Origin of the sequence: Corynebacterium sp. CNJ-954 (assembly GCF_001942345.1) — a bacterium.
Taxonomy (GTDB): Bacteria; Actinomycetota; Actinomycetes; order Mycobacteriales; family Mycobacteriaceae; genus Corynebacterium.
Genome location: NZ_MKKI01000010.1, coordinates 20,646 through 40,621 on the forward strand (window position 1 = coordinate 20,646; position 19,976 = coordinate 40,621).

A 19,976-nucleotide genomic window follows, 5' to 3' on the forward strand; every position below is an offset into this window, starting at 1 on the left:
ATTCACAACAATCACACGAGTAACACGCGCACCGCGTGTCGCACCTTTTGACTTTTTCCGCTGTATCGGTATCGCGGAAACCCGGTGGCGTGGCAGGGACAGGACCGGGCGGGACGGACACCTGAGGGTGGCGCAGACCCGGAAAAACACCCAGAGGTTTCTGTCCCGGCACCCGGTGACGTCTGCTCTGACACGAAAGAATCCCTCCCCGCACCTGGTGCGGGGAGGGGTGGGTGGGACGAGGACTACAGGTTGGCGGCGAGGACGTTCGCGGCCCACGCCGGGTTGATCCCGGCGGCACGGGCCATGCCCAGGGCCTGTTCCGGATTGTTCGCAGCCCAGACTGCAGTGTCCCGCGGGACACCGAGACGCTCACCGGCGGCAATGGTGGCCTCCGGGTTGGCCAGGAGACGGGCGACCACGGCGGGATTAACGCCGGCTGCGGTGGCGACGGCGGCGGTCCGACCGGGATCGGCGATGGCGGCCTTCTGTGCGCCGGGCTGGCTGGCACTGCTGGTCAACGCCGGGGCCGAGGACCCGGTGGCGGCCCCGGCGGTGGGTGCGGCGATCGCGGTGAGGACTCCTGCGGACAGGGCGATCGTGGCCGCCATCGCGCTGGCACGACGGAAGTGGGTGGGGCGGGAGGTCCCGCCGGTAGAGGATGTGCTGGGATGACTGGAGAGAATGGTCATGGCGCCGATGATAGCCGGAACCATCCCATGAGCAACTGCTACCGTCCGTGCGGATCCCGCCCGGGGTTCCCCGGGTGGTGGTTGGACGGCGGCACCGGCGGGGGCATCGGTACCACCGGCGGGGTGACAGGACGCGGCGTCGGGATGCGCTGGTAGATCGACACGGCAGGGTAGCGCCCGACGGCGGCGAGCGCCCGGGCCTCCTTCGTCGAGATGATGATCGCGATGACCAGCAGCGCCGCCCCCAGTCCCCAGGAGCCCACGAGGTGGACGACGGTGGCGGCCGTGGAGTCCAGCTGGAGGTTCCATCCGGCATGGACGAAAAACCCGGCGAGCCCGGAGGCCAGGATCCAGCTCAGTCGTCGCTTCCAGGTCAGCCCGGCGGCGTAGACGGCCATACCGATGCCGAAGCCCACCAAGCCGGTGCAGATGGCGTGCAGCAACGGGCCCGCGACCAGGCGGATCAGCCACATCCAGGACACACCCGCCAGGTCCGAGGTCGGGTGGTAGACGCCCAGCATGACGGCGTACCCGGCATTCTCGAACGCCTCGAAACCGAAGCCCACCAACATACCGGCGACGAGTCCGTGCCAGGGCCGGTTCCACCAGGCCCGTCCCACGTGCAGCAGGAGCCAGACCCCGAGGGCCTTGGCGAGCTCCTCGGGGTATGCCCCGCCCAGCGACAGCGCCAGTTCGTCGATCCCCCAGCTGTAGGACAGGTCGATGAGCTGCTGGCTGACGGTGAAAGCACCGATGGCGAACGACCCGGACATTCCCCACAGGACCGCGGCTCCCGCGAGCAACCAGGGAGTCCCCCGGTAGATCAGCAGCCGGGACAGGATGAACCAGGCCACCGCCACGAATACCACCGCGTACAGTGAGGCGAGCGCGACGGGGCCGGGGCCCGGGAAGAGCATGAAGACCGCCGGTGTCAGGGCGGACACGACGAGACTGATCACCGTGATGAGCAGGAACGACCATCCGAAGACGTCCCAGGTGGGGCGCAGTCGTGGACGCTGGTTCGGCGGGTAGGAGTCATGATGGGCCCGCGGGACGTCGAGGACACGCCATCCCTGGTCCGGACGGGAGCGGTGGTCATGCGGCACGGACGGCACCCCACAGTTGTCGGGCGGTCACGGTCACGGATGCTTCATCCGCTCCGGTCACGGCGACGGTGTAGAGCACACCGTCGGGACCGTCGATCGTGAAGGACGCGGCGACGGTGTAGACCCCCGGCGAGGTCCCCGGGGTCCCCGAGGTCCCCGGGGGCCCCGGGACTTCCGGGGGGATGTCGCCGTACTGCACGGACTGGGTCTCACCGGGCATCCCGGGCTCCCGGAGATCGGGCAGGTCGGGGAGGTCCGCGAACGGCGAACTCAGCTCGATGACCGGGGACATGAGGAACTCGCCGGTCCGTGCCGACAACGACGGATGCAGGACGTCCTCCGCGGACGCAGGACGGAACGGGACGTCGGACACGTCGGAGGCGAGGATGGCACGTAGCCCGCGTCCGGCCGACAGCGGCGCGTCCTCTACCCCGGCCATCGACACGATGTCGAGGTCCACGGGGCCCGTACCGTAACCGCTGGTGCACTCGGCCTCCAGAGTCCCGGGAAGCAGCGCCTCGCCGGTGGCCACACACCGCTGGTCCAGGCTGGCCAGGTCAAGCGGGCTGGCCTCCCAGGTGGTGAGGGTGTCCGCGGCGGCGTCATTGAGCAGGTAGCGTCCCGTGTCGTCCGCATCGTTCATCGGGACGGCGAGCGGAGCGACCAGCAGTACCAGGGCGACGCCGACCAGGATGAACCACCGTGCGGTTCGGTGACCTCCGACTGCCGCGGGACGGTACACGCCGTCCGGGTCGGCGTCGGGCGGCATCGAGGACGGGGGCCCGGGCGTCGGACGTCCCCACCCCTCGGCGCCCGGGTCCGGGGTGATCGGTGCTACCGGCATTCCCGGGACGTTACCAGACCCACCAGACCTACCGGGTCTACCAGATGGTCACGCGCTGCTCCTCAGGCAGCCACATCCCGTTGTCGGAGGAGACGTCGAAGGCCTCGTAGAACTCGGCGACGTTCGACGCGACGACGTTGCAGCGGAACTCGCCGGGGGAGTGCGGGTCGATCGCCACGTACTGTGCGGCCATCTGCGGACGGATAGCGGTCCGCCACACCGTGGCCCACCGCAGGAAGAAACGTTGCAGGACGGTGAACTCCGTCGCGTCCCCGTCATCGCCGTCGATCCCCTCCACCGGTGCGGTGGGCGCGGAGTCCACCGTCTCCCCACGGTCGGCGAGCCACTTCTTCAGCGCGACCACGGCAATACCGAGACCGCCGAGATCACCGATGTTCTCGCCGAGGGTGAAGGACCCGTTGACCTTGTGGTCGGTCTGGCCGCGCTGGGCCAGGCCGGTCGGCACGAGTCCGTCGTACTGGGTGACCAGCTTGTCGGTGAGTGCGGTGAATGCGGCACGGTCATCCTCGGTCCACCAGGAGTTGAGGTTGCCGTCGCCGTCGAACTTCGAACCCTGGTCGTCGAAACCGTGGCCGATCTCGTGCCCGATGACCGCGCCGATCGCCCCGAAGTTGCCGGCCATGTCGGCCTCCGGGTCGAAGAAGGGGGGACGCAGGATCGCCGCGGGGAAAGTGATGTCGTTGCGCACCGGATTGTAGAAGGCGTTCACGGTCTGCGGGGTGGTGAACCACAGGTCACCGTCGCTGGGCTTACCGAGCTTGGCGACCTCGAACTCGTGGTTGAAGTCCGAAGCGGCCCGGTAGTTCGCCAGCAGGTTCTCACCGTGGTGGGCGTTGCCGCCGAAGGACAGGCCGGAGAAGTCGCGCCAGACGTCGGGATAGCCGATCCGCGCCCGGAAAGTGCCCAGTTTCTCCAACGCGCGCTCCCGGGTCTCCGGCGTCATCCACGACAGCTCGCTGATCCGGTCCCGGTAGGCGGCGAGCAGGTAGTCCACGAGTTCCAGCATCAGCTTCTTGTACTCCGGCGGGAAGTGCTCGGCCACGAACTCCTGGCCGACCTCCTCGCCGACGGCGCCCTCGACCATCATCACCGCGCGCTTCCACCGGTCGCGCTGCTCGGTGGATCCGGAGAGCGTGCGCCCGTAGAAGTCGAAGTTCGCCTCCGAGAACGCCCGCGGCAGCTTGCCGGCACGGCCGGTGAGGACCCGCCAGTACGCCCACAGCTTCCACTCGTCCAGATCGCGTCCGTTGGCCGCGCCGGGCACCAGGGCGGCGACATGCTCCAGATAGGACGGCTGGCTGACGATCACCTGTGGGGCGACGTCGGGCGTGACGCCCACCCCGTGGAGCCAGGCTGCGAAGGGGAAACCGGACGGCAGGTCGTCCTGCGCCGTGGGGTTGTGGGTCTTCTCCGCGTCGCGGGAGGCGACGGTGTCCCAGTGCCCCTTCGCCAGGGCGGTCTCGAACTCCATGAGCGCATCGGCGGCGGTTGCGGCATCCACGTCCGCGAAACGCCCTGGCCGGGGCTGTTCCCCGGTCTCCTCGACGAGTGTCAGGAACCGTTCGATGAACGCCCGGTACTCCCTGCGGATCTCCGCGTGCTGGTCTTCGCGGTAGTAGGCCTCGTCCGGCAGACCGAGACCCGTCTGGACCAGGTAGGCGACCTCGTCACCGCTGCCGCCGGCGTCCTTCTCCGTCCAGAAGCCGACCACCCCGCCGACACCGTGACGGTCCAGCTGTGCCAGCGTGGCGACCAGGGCATCCAGGTCGGTGGCGTCCCGCACGGGGTCGAGGTCCGGCGAGAGGACGGAGAGCCCCGCCTGCTCGATGCCGTGCTCACCGTCCTCGTCCATGTAGGAGCTGAACAGCGCACCGATGCGGGTGGACGGGTCCGCCGCCTCGACGATGGCCTTGACGTCCAGTTCCGCGCGGTCGCGCAGTTCGTGGAACTTGCCGTCGACCGCGCGGTCGGCCGGGATCTCGTGGGACCCCAGCCACGCGCCGCTCACGTACCGGTAGAGATCGTCCGCCCCGGCGGGGACGGCGCCGGAGGAGTGCTCGGTGATGTTGTCGGGGATTGCCGTGTCGGTCGTGTCAGTCGTTTCAGCCATGGCCACCACTGTAGGCATCCGTCAGCGGAGGTGCGGGTGGAAGTCCCACACGGCCAGGTCCGGGTAGCCGGGTATGGTCGACCACCGCCGATTGAGCCGGCTCACGACAACGTCGCGGAGCTGCGCGACGATACGGGCGTCCACACCACCGGGACCGACACAGAAGTCCGTGTACCGGAACAGCGCCCACCCCCACTGTGTCGCCGCATTGCCTTTCCATCGGTCGCGGATGAAACCACGGGTGTCGGCGGTGTCGGTGACTGCATGGTAGTGGAAGCTGTCGATCTCGATGAGCACCCGTGCCTCGGGAATGACCACGTCGAACCGGTAGGGGCCGACGAGGACGTTCGTCAGTACCGTGACCGGCAGGCCGTCGACCGCCTGGTGCACCAGGTGCAGCGCCGTCCGTTCCAGATTGCTGGCGGTGCCGGTCGGCAGCCCGTCGAGCAGGTTCTCGGCGTGGGCCTTGCCGGGCGTCAGGCCGGCGAGATCCTCGGCGAGGATGTCATTCCCCTTTGTACCGCTGTACATCCTGGTCAGGAACCGTCTCAGTTCGTCGTCGCTGGAGGTCGGTGCAGACGAACGGCGGACGTCGACGGCCGCCTGCAGTGGTGTGGAGACCCTGACACCGTGCTGGTGGCGATGGCGGCGGAGATCACGGACGCGGAGCAGGAGACGATCACGTCGACCGGCACGTCCGTCCCGAGACACGAGGCCCCGCGCCGGCCACACCATCGGCTTTTCGTCGTAGAGAAACAGGGCGGTCGGACCGGTGTAGACAACCGCCGGGACGAGGTGCGCCAGCGCCTGCAGTGTCAACAGGTCGTCCGGCGCTGACGAGGTGTACACGCCTCTGCTGATCCTGTGCAGCTCTCCGCGATGGACCGCAGCCCGGATCTGCGCTTCGGTGTAACCGACCTCGATGAGTTCAGCGGTCAACCAGACCGGTCGTGACGACAGTGATTCGGCCCCCATGTGGATATCCCTCCGGGGACGACTGTAGTCGTTGGCGGGCGGTCCCGGAGACACAACGACGGTTTCTGTCCGGATCCGGGAGCGAAGTGCGTACTTCGTCGTCGAACTCAGACAGAAACCGTCGTTACCGGGTGTACGACCCTCAGCTCAGGCGCATCGGCCCCGGCGACCACAGCCCGGACCGGTTCTCGGTCTCGATGTCGAGGTCGACCGTCTTGGGCTCCTCGCCGGTGCTGGAGGCGAACGGGGTGAGCTTGGTGACCACGCCCCAGTCGCGCTGCCAGTCGTTGTCGAGGTAGGTCGACATCTCGGTGCCGTGGGTGACCATCTGGGTCAGCCCACCGGCACCGCCGCCGTAGTAGTCCATCACGGGGGCATGGGCCTTCTTCGCGTCGTGCTCCGGGGAGATCTGGTACTCCGGAACCTCGGCGACGCCGGCGTAGTGGCTGAACGGCCGTTGCGCCGGGAACTGCAGCGGCACGGACCAGTCGAGCAGTGTCGGTGCGTCACCGATGACGTCGTCCAGCGGCGCCAGGGTGGGGACACGCGGCGGCGTGAAGGCCAGCCACTGGTCCGGGGTGACGTTCAGGTCGGCGGCGTGGATGCGGACGACGTCGGCGTCCTCCGGGATCTGGTCCATGGGGAAGCGCAGGTTGCGCCACTGCGGCGCGGTGCCGATGTCGAGGGGCTCGAGTTCGCCCATGACCTCGAAGTCATCGGAGCCGGAACCCTCTCCGGTGCTGCGTCCGTACTGCAGTTTCAGCTCCTGGCCGTACTGGCGTACCCCGTTCATGTCGAGGTGAGACACCTCACCGGCGGCGGAGATGATCAGCAGTGGCGAATCGTCGCTGCGTTCCGGCAGCGTGTACCAGGACGTGGTGGTCTCGGCCTGGAGCTGCAGACCGTCGGTGTAGGAGCCGATGACGGGGACCTGGTTGCGGTCGATGTCGAACGGCAGCTGGGCGTAGGAGCCGTTGGCGCCCTCGCGGGCGTTCAGTCCGCCGCCGGGGCCGGTGTCGGTGATGTCCTCGTCCTCGTTCGAGCCGTAGGCGTTGGTGTCGACGGCCGAGGTCTGCGGCGAGGATCCGGAGTCGGAGCTGTCGGAGCTCTCCTGGATGCGGTTGGGGATGTTGTTCTCCCCGAATCCGCGGGAGTTGTCGCCGACCAGGGAGTCGGCGAAGTCGGTGCCGTCGGCGGTCTGCAGGAAGGACTCGTTGGTGTCGGACTCGACGAGGGCGTCCCCGGCCATGCCGCTGGTGTTCCCGGCCAGTGCCGTCAGGTTGCCCTTGCCGACGGAGTAGGACGGCCACTGGGAGATGAAGCCCTTACCCAACGACGCCAGGTTGAACAGCACGACGATGGCGGTGAGTACCGCGATCGGTGCGGCGGCCACGCCGGTGAAGCGCTGCGCCTGCGCGGCCTCGCGGCGGTCGACTTCCTTGAGTTCTGCGTCGGTGGTGGCGTTGGCCTCACGGATGTCGTTGAGGAAGCCGATGACCACGCCGATGAACATCACGATGACGGCGAGCACCATCATGCCGGTGGAGATCTCGAAGCCGGCGACCTGGATGGGCTTGTCGTACCAGGGCACGCCGAAGCTGGAGATGTACCACCAGCCGTTGGTTCCGGCGAGGGTGAAGGCGAACAGCAGCAGACATGCACCGAGGAAGACGATGCGGTTACGCGCGGAGCGCATGGCCATGGTCGACGCGGCGACGGCCGCCAGGGCCGCGAGACCGGCGGCGATACCGGCGTACACACCGAAGTGGTGGGTCCACTTGGTCGGTGTGAAGGTCATGAAGAACATGGTGCCGACGACCACGAGGGTCATGCGCAGTGCCGGGCCGTGGGCGGTGCCGGGGACGCGGCGGTTGCGCAGCATCGAGGCGATGACGACGGCCAGGCACAGCAGCATCATCAGCACTGAGAACCGGCGGGGGAAGGACCCGTCGACGGTCTGCTTCAGCAGCTCGGTGTAGCGCTGCGGCTCCTCGTACCACGACAGGGACGGGCCGACGGGGCCGCGTACGCCGATGGACTCCATCACGGTACTCAGCGTCTGGTCGCCGAAGACGCAGATCAGTACGGCGGTGCCGGCGGCGAAGAACGGCATGATCTGGGCGACGACGGCGCCCGTGACCCTCTTCTTCGAGCTGCCGCGTCCGGCGTTGAGCAGCGGCAGTCGTCGGATGACGATCCGGACGAGTCCCGACAACGCGACGAGGATCGAGGCGACGGCCATCAGGCCGGTGGGGCCGGCGGCGAGCGACAGGGAGGCGACGATGACGCCGATCGCGGCCGGCAGGAGACGTCCGGTGGCGATCGCACGCTCCATGCAGACCCAGGTCAGCAGGGCGCCGAGGGCGATGACCGGCTCAGGACGCAGACCGTTGTTGAAGGTCATCGCGAAGACGAGGAACACCGCTGCCGCGGTCCAGTGCGCCACCTGACGCTGGGCGATCTTCGCGCCCAGGCGCGGCAGCACCTCCCGTGAGAGGAGCATCCACGTCAACAGGCTGGCGATCAGGACGGGAAGCCGCATCCACACCGAGGCGGTGGAGACGTGCGTCATCAACGCCAGCAGGTCGTAGTAGGGGGCGCCGAACGGGGACTCCGGGACACCGAACCACCGGTAGTAGTTCGCCATGTATCCGGATTCCTGGCTGGCACGGGCCATGGTCAGCAGGTATCCGTCGTCGGCGGTGTTCGCACCGATGAAGTACCAGACCACGAGGATGCCGCCGACGACGCCGTCGAGCCAGCGTGGTCGCCACCAGTTGGCGGGCAGGAACCGACGCCGGGTGCGTGTGCGCCCGTCGAGGATGTCCATGCGGTGCAGTGCCCACAGGGAGACGACCATGAACAGCACACCGAGGACCATCGCGGCGATCTTGATGCCGCTGGGGGTGGAGGTGTACCGCGAGTCGACGGTGACGTCCACCCGCAGGCCGGCGTCGATGGCGGCCTGGGTGTTCTCGGGGGTGTCGGTCATCTCGGTGAAGATGCCGGTGAGCATGGGGCGGATGTCGTCCCCGAACCCGCCCTCCAGCGGGTTACCGTCCTCGTCGGTGGCGTCCGGGATCCAGGCGCGTGTTCCCTCGTAGTCGGAGGTGATCCGCAGCTGGGCGCCGTCCGGGAGGCTCTCGAGGGTGTCGGTGTCGACCGACAGTGCCACCGAGTTGCGCACCACGACGTCCAGGCCGGCCGGGGTGGAACGGACGAACATGCCGCGCAGCGTCGCCTCCTCCGCGCCCTCGGGCACGGTGGACAGGACGGTGGTCTGATTGCCGTTGAGGTCGCGGACCTCGGACAACGGCAGGGTGATGTCCAGGTTCTCCGGATGGTAGGACATCAGCGGCGCGTCGACGCTACGGAGGTCACCACCCTGGGGCCAGGAGAAGCTGGACTGTTCCTGCTTGACCGGGAGCAGCGGGGTCAGGCAGAACAGGATGAGTGCCGCGATGCCCGACAGGACGGCGATCGCCTTGAGCCGGTCGACACCGGCCGCTTTCGTGCGATCAGGGTTCGTCTCAGGGGCCTGTTCGGACACCTCGTCGGTGGCATCGTGTTCGACTCGTGACATAGCAGCACATGTTACGGCAGGAGTCTGGTGAGGACTAAGCCGTGGCAGGCTGTGTCGGTCACAGCCGGTCACAGTCGGTCCCGGCTGGTTTTACGACCGGTCGCGCACCGTCGGTCTCTACCGTTGGCGCACCGCCACGACGAAGGGGCCGATCTGTTCCAGGTCCCACCCCTCCGAGAAGGCCGACGCGTGGAAGGACATCGTGGTGAATCGTACATTCGGGTCATTCGGGTAGATGTCCTCGGACAGGCGGTAGGAGAACCGGCCGTCCGGATCGCCGTCCCCACCCTCTCCGCCGGTGGCGTCGGCGACGTGGCCGCGCAGGACCAGGGCGTCCGGTCCTTCCCACCCCTGCTCATCGGACGCCGCGTCCATCGCGTCGGTGAGCTCTGCGGGATCGGTGATTCCCGTCCACTTCTCGATCTCGGCGTTACGGTCCTCGAACCGTCCGAGCGGGTTGGCGTAGTGCGCGGTCATCGCCTGGTAGGAGTGGTACGGGTAGTAGGCCATGAAGCTCTGTTCGTCGGTGAGGACGACGGTGCCGGCGCGCTGCCCCCCGAGGCCCAGGGTCTCGTCGATGTAGGAGTCGACGTCGGCGTAGTAGACGGTGGAGTCCGCGGGGAAGAGGTCACCGCGCTGGGCCTCGCCATCGGTGTCGGTGTAGGCGAGGTCGATGTGCTGGCGCAGGTGCAGCGGGATGTTGATGACGTGGGTTGCGGCGGCGAAGGTCAGCAGGATCGCCAGGACGGCGGTCACCTTCGGTGCGGCGTCCGGCCCGACGAACTGCGGGTAGGCGCGGCGGATGCCGTTGATGCGCAGGTCGTTGAGGGCCATCATCCCGCCGGTGACCAGGAGCAGCGAGATCGGCAGTTCCATGCGGAAGCCCAGCAGCGTCGTGCCCGTCAGGGTCGTCAGCATGGACGCGAGTACCCAGAGGTAGCAGACCACCAGCCCGGCGAGCAGCGCCCTGACCTGGCTACGCTTCCACCGCAGCACCATCCACACGATGCACAGGAGACCCAGTGCGCCGACGAGGTTCACGTGGAAGAAGGGGACGGGGACTTCCGTGCCGGACTGCGGCAGGTAGTGCTGGGCGCGCCCACTGGCACCGCTCTCCGAGGTGAGCAGCGCCAGGCCGTACGGCGCCCATCCGACCAGTGCGATGACGATGGACCCCACCCCGATCACGGTCAGTCGGATCAGCGGCTGGATCGCGCGGGTGCGCCAGGCGACGACGACGGCGATGACGACGACGGTCAGCGCGGAGATACCGGTGTAGAGCGTGTACAGGTTCGCCGACAGGCCGAGGAAGACCACCAGACCGGCGATGCCGAGCCGGGAACCACGGACGGCGCGACCGGCCAGCACGACGGCGGCAGGCATGCCGAAGGCCACGATGGCGGCGTAGGGCTCCTCCGGGGCGGTGTAGAGGACGACGGCCGTGGTCACCATCGCGATGACCGTTCCCAGGGGCAGTGAGCCGGTGAGTCGCCGCCAGACCGGGACCAGCACCGATCCGGTCGCGGCGAGGGTGATCAACGACCAGGGTTGGAACGCGGCCCACCCGGCGAGGCCGAGGACGTTGGCGAAGAGACCTCCGGTGAGGAACCACAGGCGGGGGTAGAAGCTCGGCTCGCCGAGGTAGGCCATGTCCTCGAAGCCCGGCTGTTCGGTCATCCGGGTGAAGAACTGGGTGCGGAACGCCTGGTCGACGCTGATGCCGTCGAGGTAGAGACGGGTCGCCGCCAGGGGTATGGCAAGGGCGGCGATGACGAGGCCGGCCGGGGCGAGCCAGCACAGCACGGTGGTTCCGGCCCGACGCCACCGCGGCCAGTCGGTGAAAGGGGTCCGGGAGTGCAGGACCGCGTAGAGCACCAGAGCCACGACGACGAGGACGATCACTCCACCGGCGCTGGCCAGGGCCTTCGTCACGTTCGACGATGCATAGGCCGGCAGGTTCGTGCGTGACAGGATGAACCACGCCGCGAGTGTGACGACGGCGGCGAGGACACCGGAGCCCACGACCTGCCCACAGAAGGAGAGGAACCCGCGACCGGAACGGTCGGGGTGGGATGCGGCGTCGGTACCGGTGAGGCCGGTGGAGGGGGCGGTCATGACGGCATTTTCTCACAGTCGGCGTGAATACCGGGTGAAGGGTGACTGGGAGGTGGCTGGCCGGGTGCCGACCCCGCTGGTACGGGGTGGCCGCAGTTAGCGGTTGAGCAGGATGCCACGGATCCCGGAGTGGAAGCCGTCGCGGAGGTTCACGCGCTGGTACTCCGTCAGCGTGTACTCGTGGAGCGTCTCGCAGGCGAACTGGAGCAACGGACGGTCCACCTCGGGCGGCAGGCCACCGCCGCAGAGGACATGGGCCCCGTCCTGCTGTTCCGTGGTGGCGGCGTGCTGGAACCACCAGACGGCGTACTGTTCCCCGATGTCGAACGGGTTCTGCTGGCCGCCGGACTGCCACACCTCGGTGGGAAGCGGGACGTAACGGCTGCGGAGACGTCGCCGGGGCGCCATCATCGCCGGGGTGGGGCGGGACGCGGCGAGGTCGGCCGGCGAGGCGGGTGGTGCGGAGGCATCGGAACCGCCGGTGGTTGCGGCGTCCCCGGCATCCCCGGCGTTCTCGTCATCGTCGTCACCGTCTGCGGCAGGTGAGACGGGGTTCTCGTGGGAGACTGCGGCCGGGGCGTGGTCGGTGATCTGGGAGAGTGACGGGTCGCGGTTCGGCATGGAAGCGGGGGACGGCGCTGCGTCGGTCGTGCTGTCGGTGCCCGTGTCGCTGTCGGTGTCACCCTGGTTGCCGGTGGCCCCCGCGGCAGGGGCGGCGGGCCGACGGCGGACGTCCGGGACAGCACACGTCCCGGAGAGATCTTCGACGGGCTCCGCGTCCCCGATGGGTTTGTGCTGGGCTCCGGCTGCCCCGGTCTTCAGGGGTCCTTCGAGGATCTGCAGGCGCATGCAGTCGGCGAAGTCCTCCCGAGGATCGAGAATGGTGGTCGAGTCGCAGGAGTAGCGCAGGTTGGCCGACATCGAGTCCCAACCGAAGCCGTAGAGATGTACCCGGACCCCGCGGGAGACGGCCTCCTCCACCCCGGGAAGCATGTCGGCGTCGCCGGAGACCAGGACGATGTCGGTGACCTCGCGGGACATCGCGCTGATGACCATGTCGGCGACGAGACGGGTGTCGACCGCTTTCTGGGTACGACGGTCGCCCCATTCGATGAGTTGGCCGGAGCGGAGCTGGACGCCGTTGCAGGACCGCAGGGCACGTTGGTAGCGGTGCGGGCCGGAATCGGGGAGACCGTCGTACCAGTTCTGCCGGTAGACGGGTTGTCTCAGTTGGTCGACGACGCGGCTCTCCAGCACATTGACGACTTCGGGCAGATCAATCTCGAGTTGTGCGCGGGCGCCGGTCTCCCAGGCGTTGTAGAAGCTGGCGAGCAGGTAAGAGGTGTCGACGTAGATCAGGGTTCGTTCGAGCATCGGAGAGTCCTCACTAAAAGTTTGTCGGTTGTTCCCCCTAGTGTGCATCAGGTGTGCGGCCCGTGGGGAGGTGTGCTGGTCATTCGGTGGGCTGGTGGCGGCGGGTCGCGGTGCCCTTGTCAGAAAAACCGGACTGTGCGATGGTTGGTTACAGGAGTAACTAACCAGTAAACCTAGGTACGGGAAGAAGGTGGGTCGTGGACGAGACGACGTCACCGTTGTTCCGGCAGATCGCCGAACTCGTCGAGGACTCCGTCGTCGACGGATCCCTTCGGGAGGGCGACCGCGCTCCCTCGACCAATGAGCTCGCCGCCTTCCACGGCATCAACCCCGCCACCGCGCGGAAAGGGCTGACGCTGCTCGCCGAGCGTGGCGTGCTGGCCAAGAGACGCGGCCTGGGCATGTTCGTCGAGGACGGGGCCCGGGCACGGATCACGGCGCGACGCCGGGAGGCCTTCGCCGCCGATTTCCTTGCACCCCTGGTGGACGAGGCGATCAAACTCGACCTGCCCCGGGACGACGTCCACCGGCTGATCGACCAGGTCGCAGAAAGCAGAGGACTGTACTCATGACCATCACCCTCACCGACGCAGAAATGTCCTACCCGTGGGTCACCGCCGGAGAAGCAGGTCGCCGACGAACACCACCGGTGGTGGGACCGGTCACGCTGGAACTCGGCGACGGCGTCGTCGGCCTGGTCGGACGTAACGGCGCCGGCAAGACCACCCTGCTCGGACTGCTCGCCGGCCAGCTCAAACCGTCCGTCGGGACGGTCACCAGTGGTGGACGCGACGCCTTCGACGATGCCGTCGTCCTGGAGAACACCAGCTTCACCGGAGTCGACATCGACTACGCACCGTCCTGGACGGTGCAGGGGATCCTCGACATCTTCGCCCGGAGATACCCGCACTGGAACGCGGACGAGGCGGCCCGCCTACGCGACGCCTTCGGACTGGTGGAGACATCCACTTACGGCGTACTCTCCCGCGGTCAGCGCACCGCGGTCGGCATCATCGTCGGCCTCGCCTCGCACACGCCGGTCACGTTGTTCGACGAACCCTACGTAGGGCTGGACGCACAGTCACGGCGGCTGTTCTACCGCGAGTTGATGGACTCGGTGGAGGCCGATCCTCGTCTTGTGGTGATCTCGACCCACCACCTGCCTGACCTGGAACGCATCGTCGACCGGGTGCTGGTGCTTGAGCGGGGACAACTGATCCACGACATCGACGCCGACGACCTGTCCGGCCGCTTCTACCGGATCACCGGCTCGCAGGCCCGGGTGGACGCCCTGGTCTCCGACGCGCCGGGCCTCACTGTGCTCGAACGGCGTGACATGGCCGGCGCAAGCCGGGCAGTCGTGGATCTGGGGAGCGACCGCACTGGTGGCGACGTTCTCCCTCGACAGCTGTCCGACCTCGCCGCCGAGCCGGTTGACCTGGAGGAGGCCGTGGTCCAGCTGACGGGAGGGGAGACGCCGTGAGCCACCCGCCCCTGACCTCCACGACGATGCGCTCACCGTGGGAGCGTCTGCGTGCTGACCGTCCGCCGAGCACCACACTGGTCTTCCTGCTGCTCATCGTGGTGTTGGCGTTCCTGACGTCATCCACGCTGGTGCAGTTCCACCACGGGTGGCAGCCGTGGCCGGCCGTGACAGGAGGGATCTTCTTCCCTGCGTTGTCGGTCCTCATGCTGCTGCCCAACCCGGCACGGTACCGCGTGGTGGGGCTGTCCATGCGGCAGTGGGTGGTCGACCACGGCATGCTCATCGCCCTTGTGGCGGTCATCCATCTCGCCTGGCCGGTGTGGGCCGTGGCCCGACCGGTGGGCGACGCGGAACAGGTCCCGGTGTGGGTGCCGGTCCTGCCCGCGGTGGCCATCCTCGGTGTGGTGGTCCTGGTGCTCCGGCACCACCGCCACGTGCTGTCTGGACGGGCGGTCGGCACCGGGGCGCGCTTCGCAGGTACACCACTGCACTACCGCGTGTTCCTCGCTCGGCGTGGGCCCGTCGCCTGGCGGGTGGTGTACCAGCCGGTGGGGCTGACAGCACTGGTGACAGTACTTGCGATGCTGATCTGGATAACCTACGACGAGGGCAGCCCAGCTCCGGAAGCTGTCGCGAGTTCCTTCCTGTTCGCCGCACTGATCACAGCCCCGGTTGTCGCCGCCAGTCGTACGACAGCGATGGCTGTCGGCTTGCCTCGGCGGGTGTGGGTACTGCACAGCCTCGTCGCGATCGTCGTACCGCAGGTAGCGCTTGGGTTGCCATCCGCCTATCTGCTGGCAGAGACGAATCCCCATCTGTCCACCGAGCCCCTCCGTCTCGTCATCTACGCCGGTGTCGTCCTGACCACTGCAGTGGCAGCAGCGGCCTTCGCTGTCAGCGTGTCGTACGAAGACTGGGGCACCGCGATCGCCTGGCTGATCGGATTCGGATTCGTCTTCATGGTCGTCGGTGGCTTCGGTTTCAATGCGTCGGACAGCTTGTGGCCGAACCTTAGTGCGCTGATAGGGAACGTTCTTCTTGCCTGGTGTCTTGTGTCCTACGCCAGGGGAAAAGCAATCCTCGGACAACCGGACTGGACCATGACCAGCATCATCGGCGGGCCACGGAAGCAACGCAACCGACTCGGAAACTGACCAGGAAGCTGACCAAAAAACTGACAGGGAGACACCACCATGAAGACACCACACGGAACCACCCTCCCGGACCCGCTCGTCCGGGTGGACAACCTCGACCGGTCCTTCGGCAGTCGCCACGTCCTCCGGGGACTCACAGTCGACCTGCCGCGGGAAGGCATCGTCGGGCTCGTCGGACGCAACGGCGTCGGGAAGACCACCCTGATGGGGATCCTCGCGGGGCAACTCCGCGAGACCGGCGGGACGGCCACTGTTGCCGACGGAGCACCGTTCGACAATGCCGCCGCCATGAACCAGGTGTGTTTCACCGGCGTCGATGTCCTCTACCCGCCCCAATGGTCTGTCGACACGGTGTTCTCCGTCGCAGCCGCGCGGTACCCGTACTGGGATGACGGTCTGGCCACTGATCTGCAAGGACGGTTCGGGGTGACACGGTTCGGCAGGATGTCGTCATTGTCGACCGGGCAGCGGTCGCTGGTGAGCATCATCGTCGGGCTGGCGTCCCGCGCCCCGTTGACCCTGCTGGACGAACCGTACTCGGGGTTGGACGTGCAGAACCGTCGCCTCTTCTACGAGGTGCTCGCCGAGGTCCAGGAGGATGACCCCCGCTGTCTCGTCCTGTCGACCCATCAGCTCGCGGATGCCGGACGGATCGTCGACCGGCTGCTCATCCTCGGCACCGGCGGCTACCTCACCCATGACATCGACGGCGCCGATCTCGGCGACCGGGTCGTCCGCCTCACCGGGAGCACCTCGAGAATGACCGACGTGCTGGACGAGGTGAGGGGCATGCCCGACATACGCCTGACCGCGATGCGGAACGTCGCCGGCAGCATGTCTGTGGACGTCGACCTGAACGGCGGGACGCTGCCCCACTGGGACGGGGTCACCCGAGAACGTCTTGGCACGGAGGACGCTGTGATCGCCTTGACCGGGGAGCCGGAATCATGACCGGTGTGGCGTTCAGCACTCGTCTGCAGATGTATCCGAAAGCGGATCAACTCCTGATTATCCTCATGCTACTGGTGGAGATGCCGATACTTCAGCTCGATGGCGGAATAGCAGCAGTGGGATTCACCGCTTTTTTCAGCGGAATCGCTCTGTGGGTGGCTGTGCCATCTATCTCCAGGTACCGCGCTTTCGGGATACCGACCCGTCTCTGGATTATCGACACATTAGTTGCGGTCCATGTTGTCGTCCTCCTTTTCCTCGGACTATGGACTTCCACCGGGGCCGGACCTTGGGGGCTGGTCGGCATCTTGATCGCCGACCTTGCTGTTCTGCTTCGTCTATCTATCACTGTATGGCCTGTGGTGCGCGGCGACGACATGGCAGGTAGAGGCGGTTTTCGTAGACCGGCCCCGTCATTTCAGTTGCCGCGTGTCCCGGGGCCATTGGCATTGCGATTGGGTTATTTCCCGGTGTCAGTGCTGGCGCTTTCAGTGTCAGTGGTGATTCTTCTGCTGGCCTGGTTTACAAGCATATTCTTCGAAGACATTACTGTGATAGGCTCGGCTTTCGCGGTAACTGCCATGACGGTTCCGATTGCATTGAACGTTCTCTCCAGTGGGTATCGTGGATGGACGACTGTCGGAGCTCCGGCTTTCCGCTGGTTAACTCACGCACATGTCTGCGCGGTACTCCTTGTCGCTGTGATCGCCGTTACATGGGTCCTGACGACGACTTTCACCGGGCTGGACAGCGGATGGCATGAGACTTCAGCACCAGGAAATCGCGCCGTACTTGTCGCCGCCATGCTGCTCTTGTTGGCTGCACTTATCGTTCGGGGAAGTATGGCGGGAAACGGCGGCGTTGTCGGCCTGGTGTTCATGCCGTTGTTTGGGTTCTCCTGGTTGGCCCGGCCTGAGCTCGCTGAATCGCCCCGGCAGGTGTTGCTGGTTGTTTCAGGACTCCTTGTGCTTACAGTCGTTACGCTGTGGAGCAGTTGCAGGAAAGCGAGGAAGGGGGACGTTCTACACCGACCGGGACCGTTCATTGGACGAGACGGTATCTACTACCAACGACAAGGAGCACTGTGATGGCCACATTCTCGCTATGTGACGTACAGAAACGCTACGGCACGTCCGTCGTACTCACCGATGTGACCTGCGAACTTCCGCAGGGGCGGGTGCACGGGCTGGTCGGTCCCAACGGTGCCGGCAAGACAACGCTGCTGCGTGCCCTGGCCGGACAGATTCCCGTCGAAGGTGAAGTCAGGTTGGGAGGTGAACCGGTCCGGGACAACCAACCCGTCCTCGACCGGATCATCCTCGCCGGAGCGGACGTCCCCTACCCTGGTCAGATGAAAGTCAGGACCCTGCTGGACCTTGCCGCAGCACGGTGGGGCACCTGGGACAGTGCCTATGCACGCCGCCTGCAGCACATCTTCCGACTTGACCTCGAGGCACGGTTCGACGCCCTCTCGCGTGGCCAGAAGACACTGGTGGGAGTGGTCATGGGACTGGCGGCGCGGTCCGAGGTGACGTTGCTTGACGAGCCCTACCTGGGGCTGGACGTCCAGAACCGGGATATTCTCTACCGCGAACTCCTCGACGAGATCGACCGGGACACCGAGGGGGCGCGGACGTTCATCATCTCCACCCACCAGGTGGAGGATGCGTCGTTACTCCTCGATTCGGTGATCTTCATCGATGAAGGACGAATAACCGAGGTCATCGATGTCGACGACCTGGTGTCATCCACCGTGGTGGCCACCGGGACGACAAGTGCCGTCGAAGAGCTTCTCGCAGACATGACGTGTTCTGTCCTGCGGGACGAATCAGTGGCAGGCTCCCGTCGTGTCGTTCTGGGGCTCGGATCAGACACATCCGAGGTCTTTCGGTCGGCAGACGGGCTGGACGTCCAGATCCGGAATGCCGATCTACCCGAGACGGTGCTCGTGCGGGGGCGCCGCCATGAGTGAGGGAACCGGAGCGTCACGCATCGGCGGGGTCTCAGCACGCACCCATCTCGCACTGTGCCTGGCTCAGTTCAGGACCGAGGCAGCCAGCCGATGGATTCCAGTGGGGCTGTTGCTGATCGTGCACACGGTGATCGTCGACGACATGAGCGGAACCCGGCAGACCGTCATGGCGGTTCTGTTCGGCCTTGTCGGTGCGCCGACGACCTCGGCATTCACGATGCCCAGTACTCAACTTCGAGCTCTGGGGCTGGGGCAGAGAGCTCAGCAGGTGCATGTCATCGCGTCGATCGTTGCAGGAACGGTTCTCTATCTGGTGTGTATAGCCGTGATGTTGGGCGTGTGGCGGCTGCGTGGCGTCGACGTCGGCCCCCGGTACTGGTTGACTGGCGGAATCGTCGTGATCATGTCGCTCATCAGCATCCTGGTGGGCCTCGGGAAGATCCGACGGGGTGGGGTGGAAGGACCGCAATGGCTGGTTGCTAACGACGAATGGGCCAGGCTGGCACATCGGCCCCGTGGTCATCTGCTGGTGATGCAGCATATGGCGCGGCGCGGAACTGTCAGTACCATCGTGGCCTTCTTCCTGGTGATGGTGCCGGGCCAGCTGATCGCACGAGCGCTCTTCGACATCGACCCAGGAACAATCGGCATCGTCCTGACGATCGTCCTCGTTTTGACGACGGTCTTCTCCCGGGTGGTGCACGCTGAGAGAGCGGCCGAGGTGTGGACGGTGTACGGCGGCGCACCGAAGACCTGGCAGCGCGCGGTGATGCAGAATATGTGGGCCCTTCCGGTCGCCTACCTGGCGGTGTATCAGGTGGCCTGGCTTATTGAACATGGACTCGACACGATCGGGTGGGGACGTCAGATGCCGATGCTGCAGCCCACCGGAGGTGGGGACTGGGTGAGGGTAGTAGCAATCGTCGTTTCGTACGGACTGATGACGGTAGCGATGACAACGAGTGTCCTTTCCATCACAGTGACGAAACGATTCGCAGGGAAACGGATGGTCGCATCGGGGGTCCTGGTGGTCAATGCCGCACTACTGGTGTGGCTCACCTTCAGCTTCGGCGCAGTGCGACACGGCTGGATCGTGACGCTCTGTTCCCTTGCGGTGATCATGTGGACGGCCGGTGCAGTGGCGGTGTTCTATCGGTCCCGGAGTGCGATGGAAGTTGGTCAGCAGACCGGAGTGGAGAACTACTTCGGACTCAGTGTGCGTCGGTGACGTTGTGACCTGGTGTTTTGTGTCGTGTGTGTGGGGTGTGTAGATTAATGCGAGTCAGAGCGACCGACACCGCACAGAGTGCGGCAGGAGAACGGCGCTGGCGGACTACTTGAGCTTCGTTGCTTCCTGAGGGCGCGAGGGGCGCGGGATCGGATTTGCGAATCTGGTTGGGTCGTCGTAGGATTCAGGGCCTGCCATGCAAGAGATGTGCTGACCGGGTTGGTCGGTGTGTTCGTTGTGTGTGCGTGTGTTGTTTGAGAACTCAATAGCGTAACAAACCAAGTATTTTTTGTCGCACCGGTTGTGTGGCGCGGTGGTTTGGGATGGTACCGGCAAGCGTGATTGCTTGTTAAATATTGTTCTTT

15 protein-coding genes are annotated in these 19,976 nt (G+C 66.3%); 7 read left to right on the forward strand and 8 right to left on the reverse strand.

All coding sequences use genetic code 11. The annotated features are described in order from the left end of the window. Positions 1-245: 245 nt before the first annotated feature. From BJF89_RS04550 to BJF89_RS04585, 8 genes are all read right to left on the reverse strand, one after another. A complete protein-coding gene (locus BJF89_RS04550) occupies positions 246-692 on the reverse strand; it encodes a hypothetical protein (RefSeq protein WP_139311876.1) in 447 nt (148 codons plus the stop codon). Between the two features lie 38 nt (positions 693-730). After that, positions 731-1,798 (reverse strand): PrsW family intramembrane metalloprotease, encoded by a 1,068-nt coding sequence (locus tag BJF89_RS04555; RefSeq protein WP_139311877.1) that lies wholly within the window; start codon positions 1,796-1,798, stop codon positions 731-733. Further along, complete coding sequence (locus tag BJF89_RS04560) at positions 1,788-2,642, reverse strand: hypothetical protein (protein WP_075812665.1); 855 nt, start codon at positions 2,640-2,642, stop codon at positions 1,788-1,790. Before BJF89_RS04560 ends, BJF89_RS04555 begins: the two co-directional genes overlap by 11 nt. A 37-nt stretch (positions 2,643-2,679) precedes the next feature. Next, positions 2,680-4,773 (reverse strand): M13 family metallopeptidase, encoded by a 2,094-nt coding sequence (locus tag BJF89_RS04565; RefSeq protein ID WP_075812689.1) that lies wholly within the window; start codon positions 4,771-4,773, stop codon positions 2,680-2,682. A gap of 21 nt (positions 4,774-4,794) precedes the next feature. After that, positions 4,795-5,748, reverse strand: coding sequence for a type IV toxin-antitoxin system AbiEi family antitoxin domain-containing protein (locus BJF89_RS04570; protein ID WP_075812667.1), 954 nt, complete (start codon positions 5,746-5,748; stop codon positions 4,795-4,797). Positions 5,749-5,890: 142 nt separating this feature from the next. After that, positions 5,891-9,331 carry an arabinosyltransferase domain-containing protein gene (locus BJF89_RS04575; RefSeq protein ID WP_083650493.1) on the reverse strand — a complete coding sequence of 1,147 codons (3,441 nt, stop codon included), beginning with the start codon at positions 9,329-9,331 and terminating at the stop codon, positions 5,891-5,893. Positions 9,332-9,448: 117 nt separating this feature from the next. Next, on the reverse strand, positions 9,449-11,446 hold the full coding sequence (locus BJF89_RS04580; RefSeq protein WP_083650494.1) for a galactan 5-O-arabinofuranosyltransferase: 1,998 nt from the start codon (positions 11,444-11,446) through the stop codon (positions 9,449-9,451). Between the two features lie 96 nt (positions 11,447-11,542). After that, positions 11,543-12,820, reverse strand: a complete 1,278-nt coding sequence (locus BJF89_RS04585; RefSeq protein ID WP_075812669.1) for an NYN domain-containing protein — start codon at positions 12,818-12,820, stop codon at positions 11,543-11,545. 197 nt (positions 12,821-13,017) lie between these two features. Here BJF89_RS04585 and BJF89_RS04590 point away from each other — a divergent pair, with 197 nt between their 5' ends. The 7 genes from BJF89_RS04590 to BJF89_RS04620 are packed head-to-tail and all read left to right on the forward strand — an operon-like array spanning position 13,018 to position 19,611. Next, complete coding sequence (locus BJF89_RS04590) at positions 13,018-13,392, forward strand: GntR family transcriptional regulator (protein WP_075812671.1); 375 nt, start codon at positions 13,018-13,020, stop codon at positions 13,390-13,392. Then, the gene (locus BJF89_RS04595; RefSeq protein WP_075812673.1) at positions 13,389-14,303 is read left to right on the forward strand and encodes an ABC transporter ATP-binding protein; all 915 of its coding nucleotides are present in this window, start codon (positions 13,389-13,391) and stop codon (positions 14,301-14,303) included. The genes BJF89_RS04590 and BJF89_RS04595 overlap by 4 nt, the downstream gene beginning before the upstream one ends. Next, complete coding sequence (locus BJF89_RS18835) at positions 14,300-15,460, forward strand: hypothetical protein (protein ID WP_075812675.1); 1,161 nt, start codon at positions 14,300-14,302, stop codon at positions 15,458-15,460. Before BJF89_RS04595 ends, BJF89_RS18835 begins: the two co-directional genes overlap by 4 nt. A 39-nt stretch (positions 15,461-15,499) precedes the next feature. Further along, positions 15,500-16,411, forward strand: coding sequence for an ABC transporter ATP-binding protein (locus BJF89_RS04605; RefSeq protein ID WP_075812677.1), 912 nt, complete (start codon positions 15,500-15,502; stop codon positions 16,409-16,411). Further along, on the forward strand, positions 16,408-17,499 hold the full coding sequence (locus tag BJF89_RS04610) for a hypothetical protein (RefSeq protein WP_075812679.1): 1,092 nt from the start codon (positions 16,408-16,410) through the stop codon (positions 17,497-17,499). Before BJF89_RS04605 ends, BJF89_RS04610 begins: the two co-directional genes overlap by 4 nt. After that, positions 17,499-18,383 (forward strand): ABC transporter ATP-binding protein, encoded by an 885-nt coding sequence (locus BJF89_RS04615; RefSeq protein ID WP_075812681.1) that lies wholly within the window; start codon positions 17,499-17,501, stop codon positions 18,381-18,383. Before BJF89_RS04610 ends, BJF89_RS04615 begins: the two co-directional genes overlap by 1 nt. Continuing rightward, the gene (locus BJF89_RS04620; RefSeq protein ID WP_075812683.1) at positions 18,376-19,611 is read left to right on the forward strand and encodes a hypothetical protein; all 1,236 of its coding nucleotides are present in this window, start codon (positions 18,376-18,378) and stop codon (positions 19,609-19,611) included. The genes BJF89_RS04615 and BJF89_RS04620 overlap by 8 nt, the downstream gene beginning before the upstream one ends. Positions 19,612-19,976: the final 365 nt, after the last annotated feature.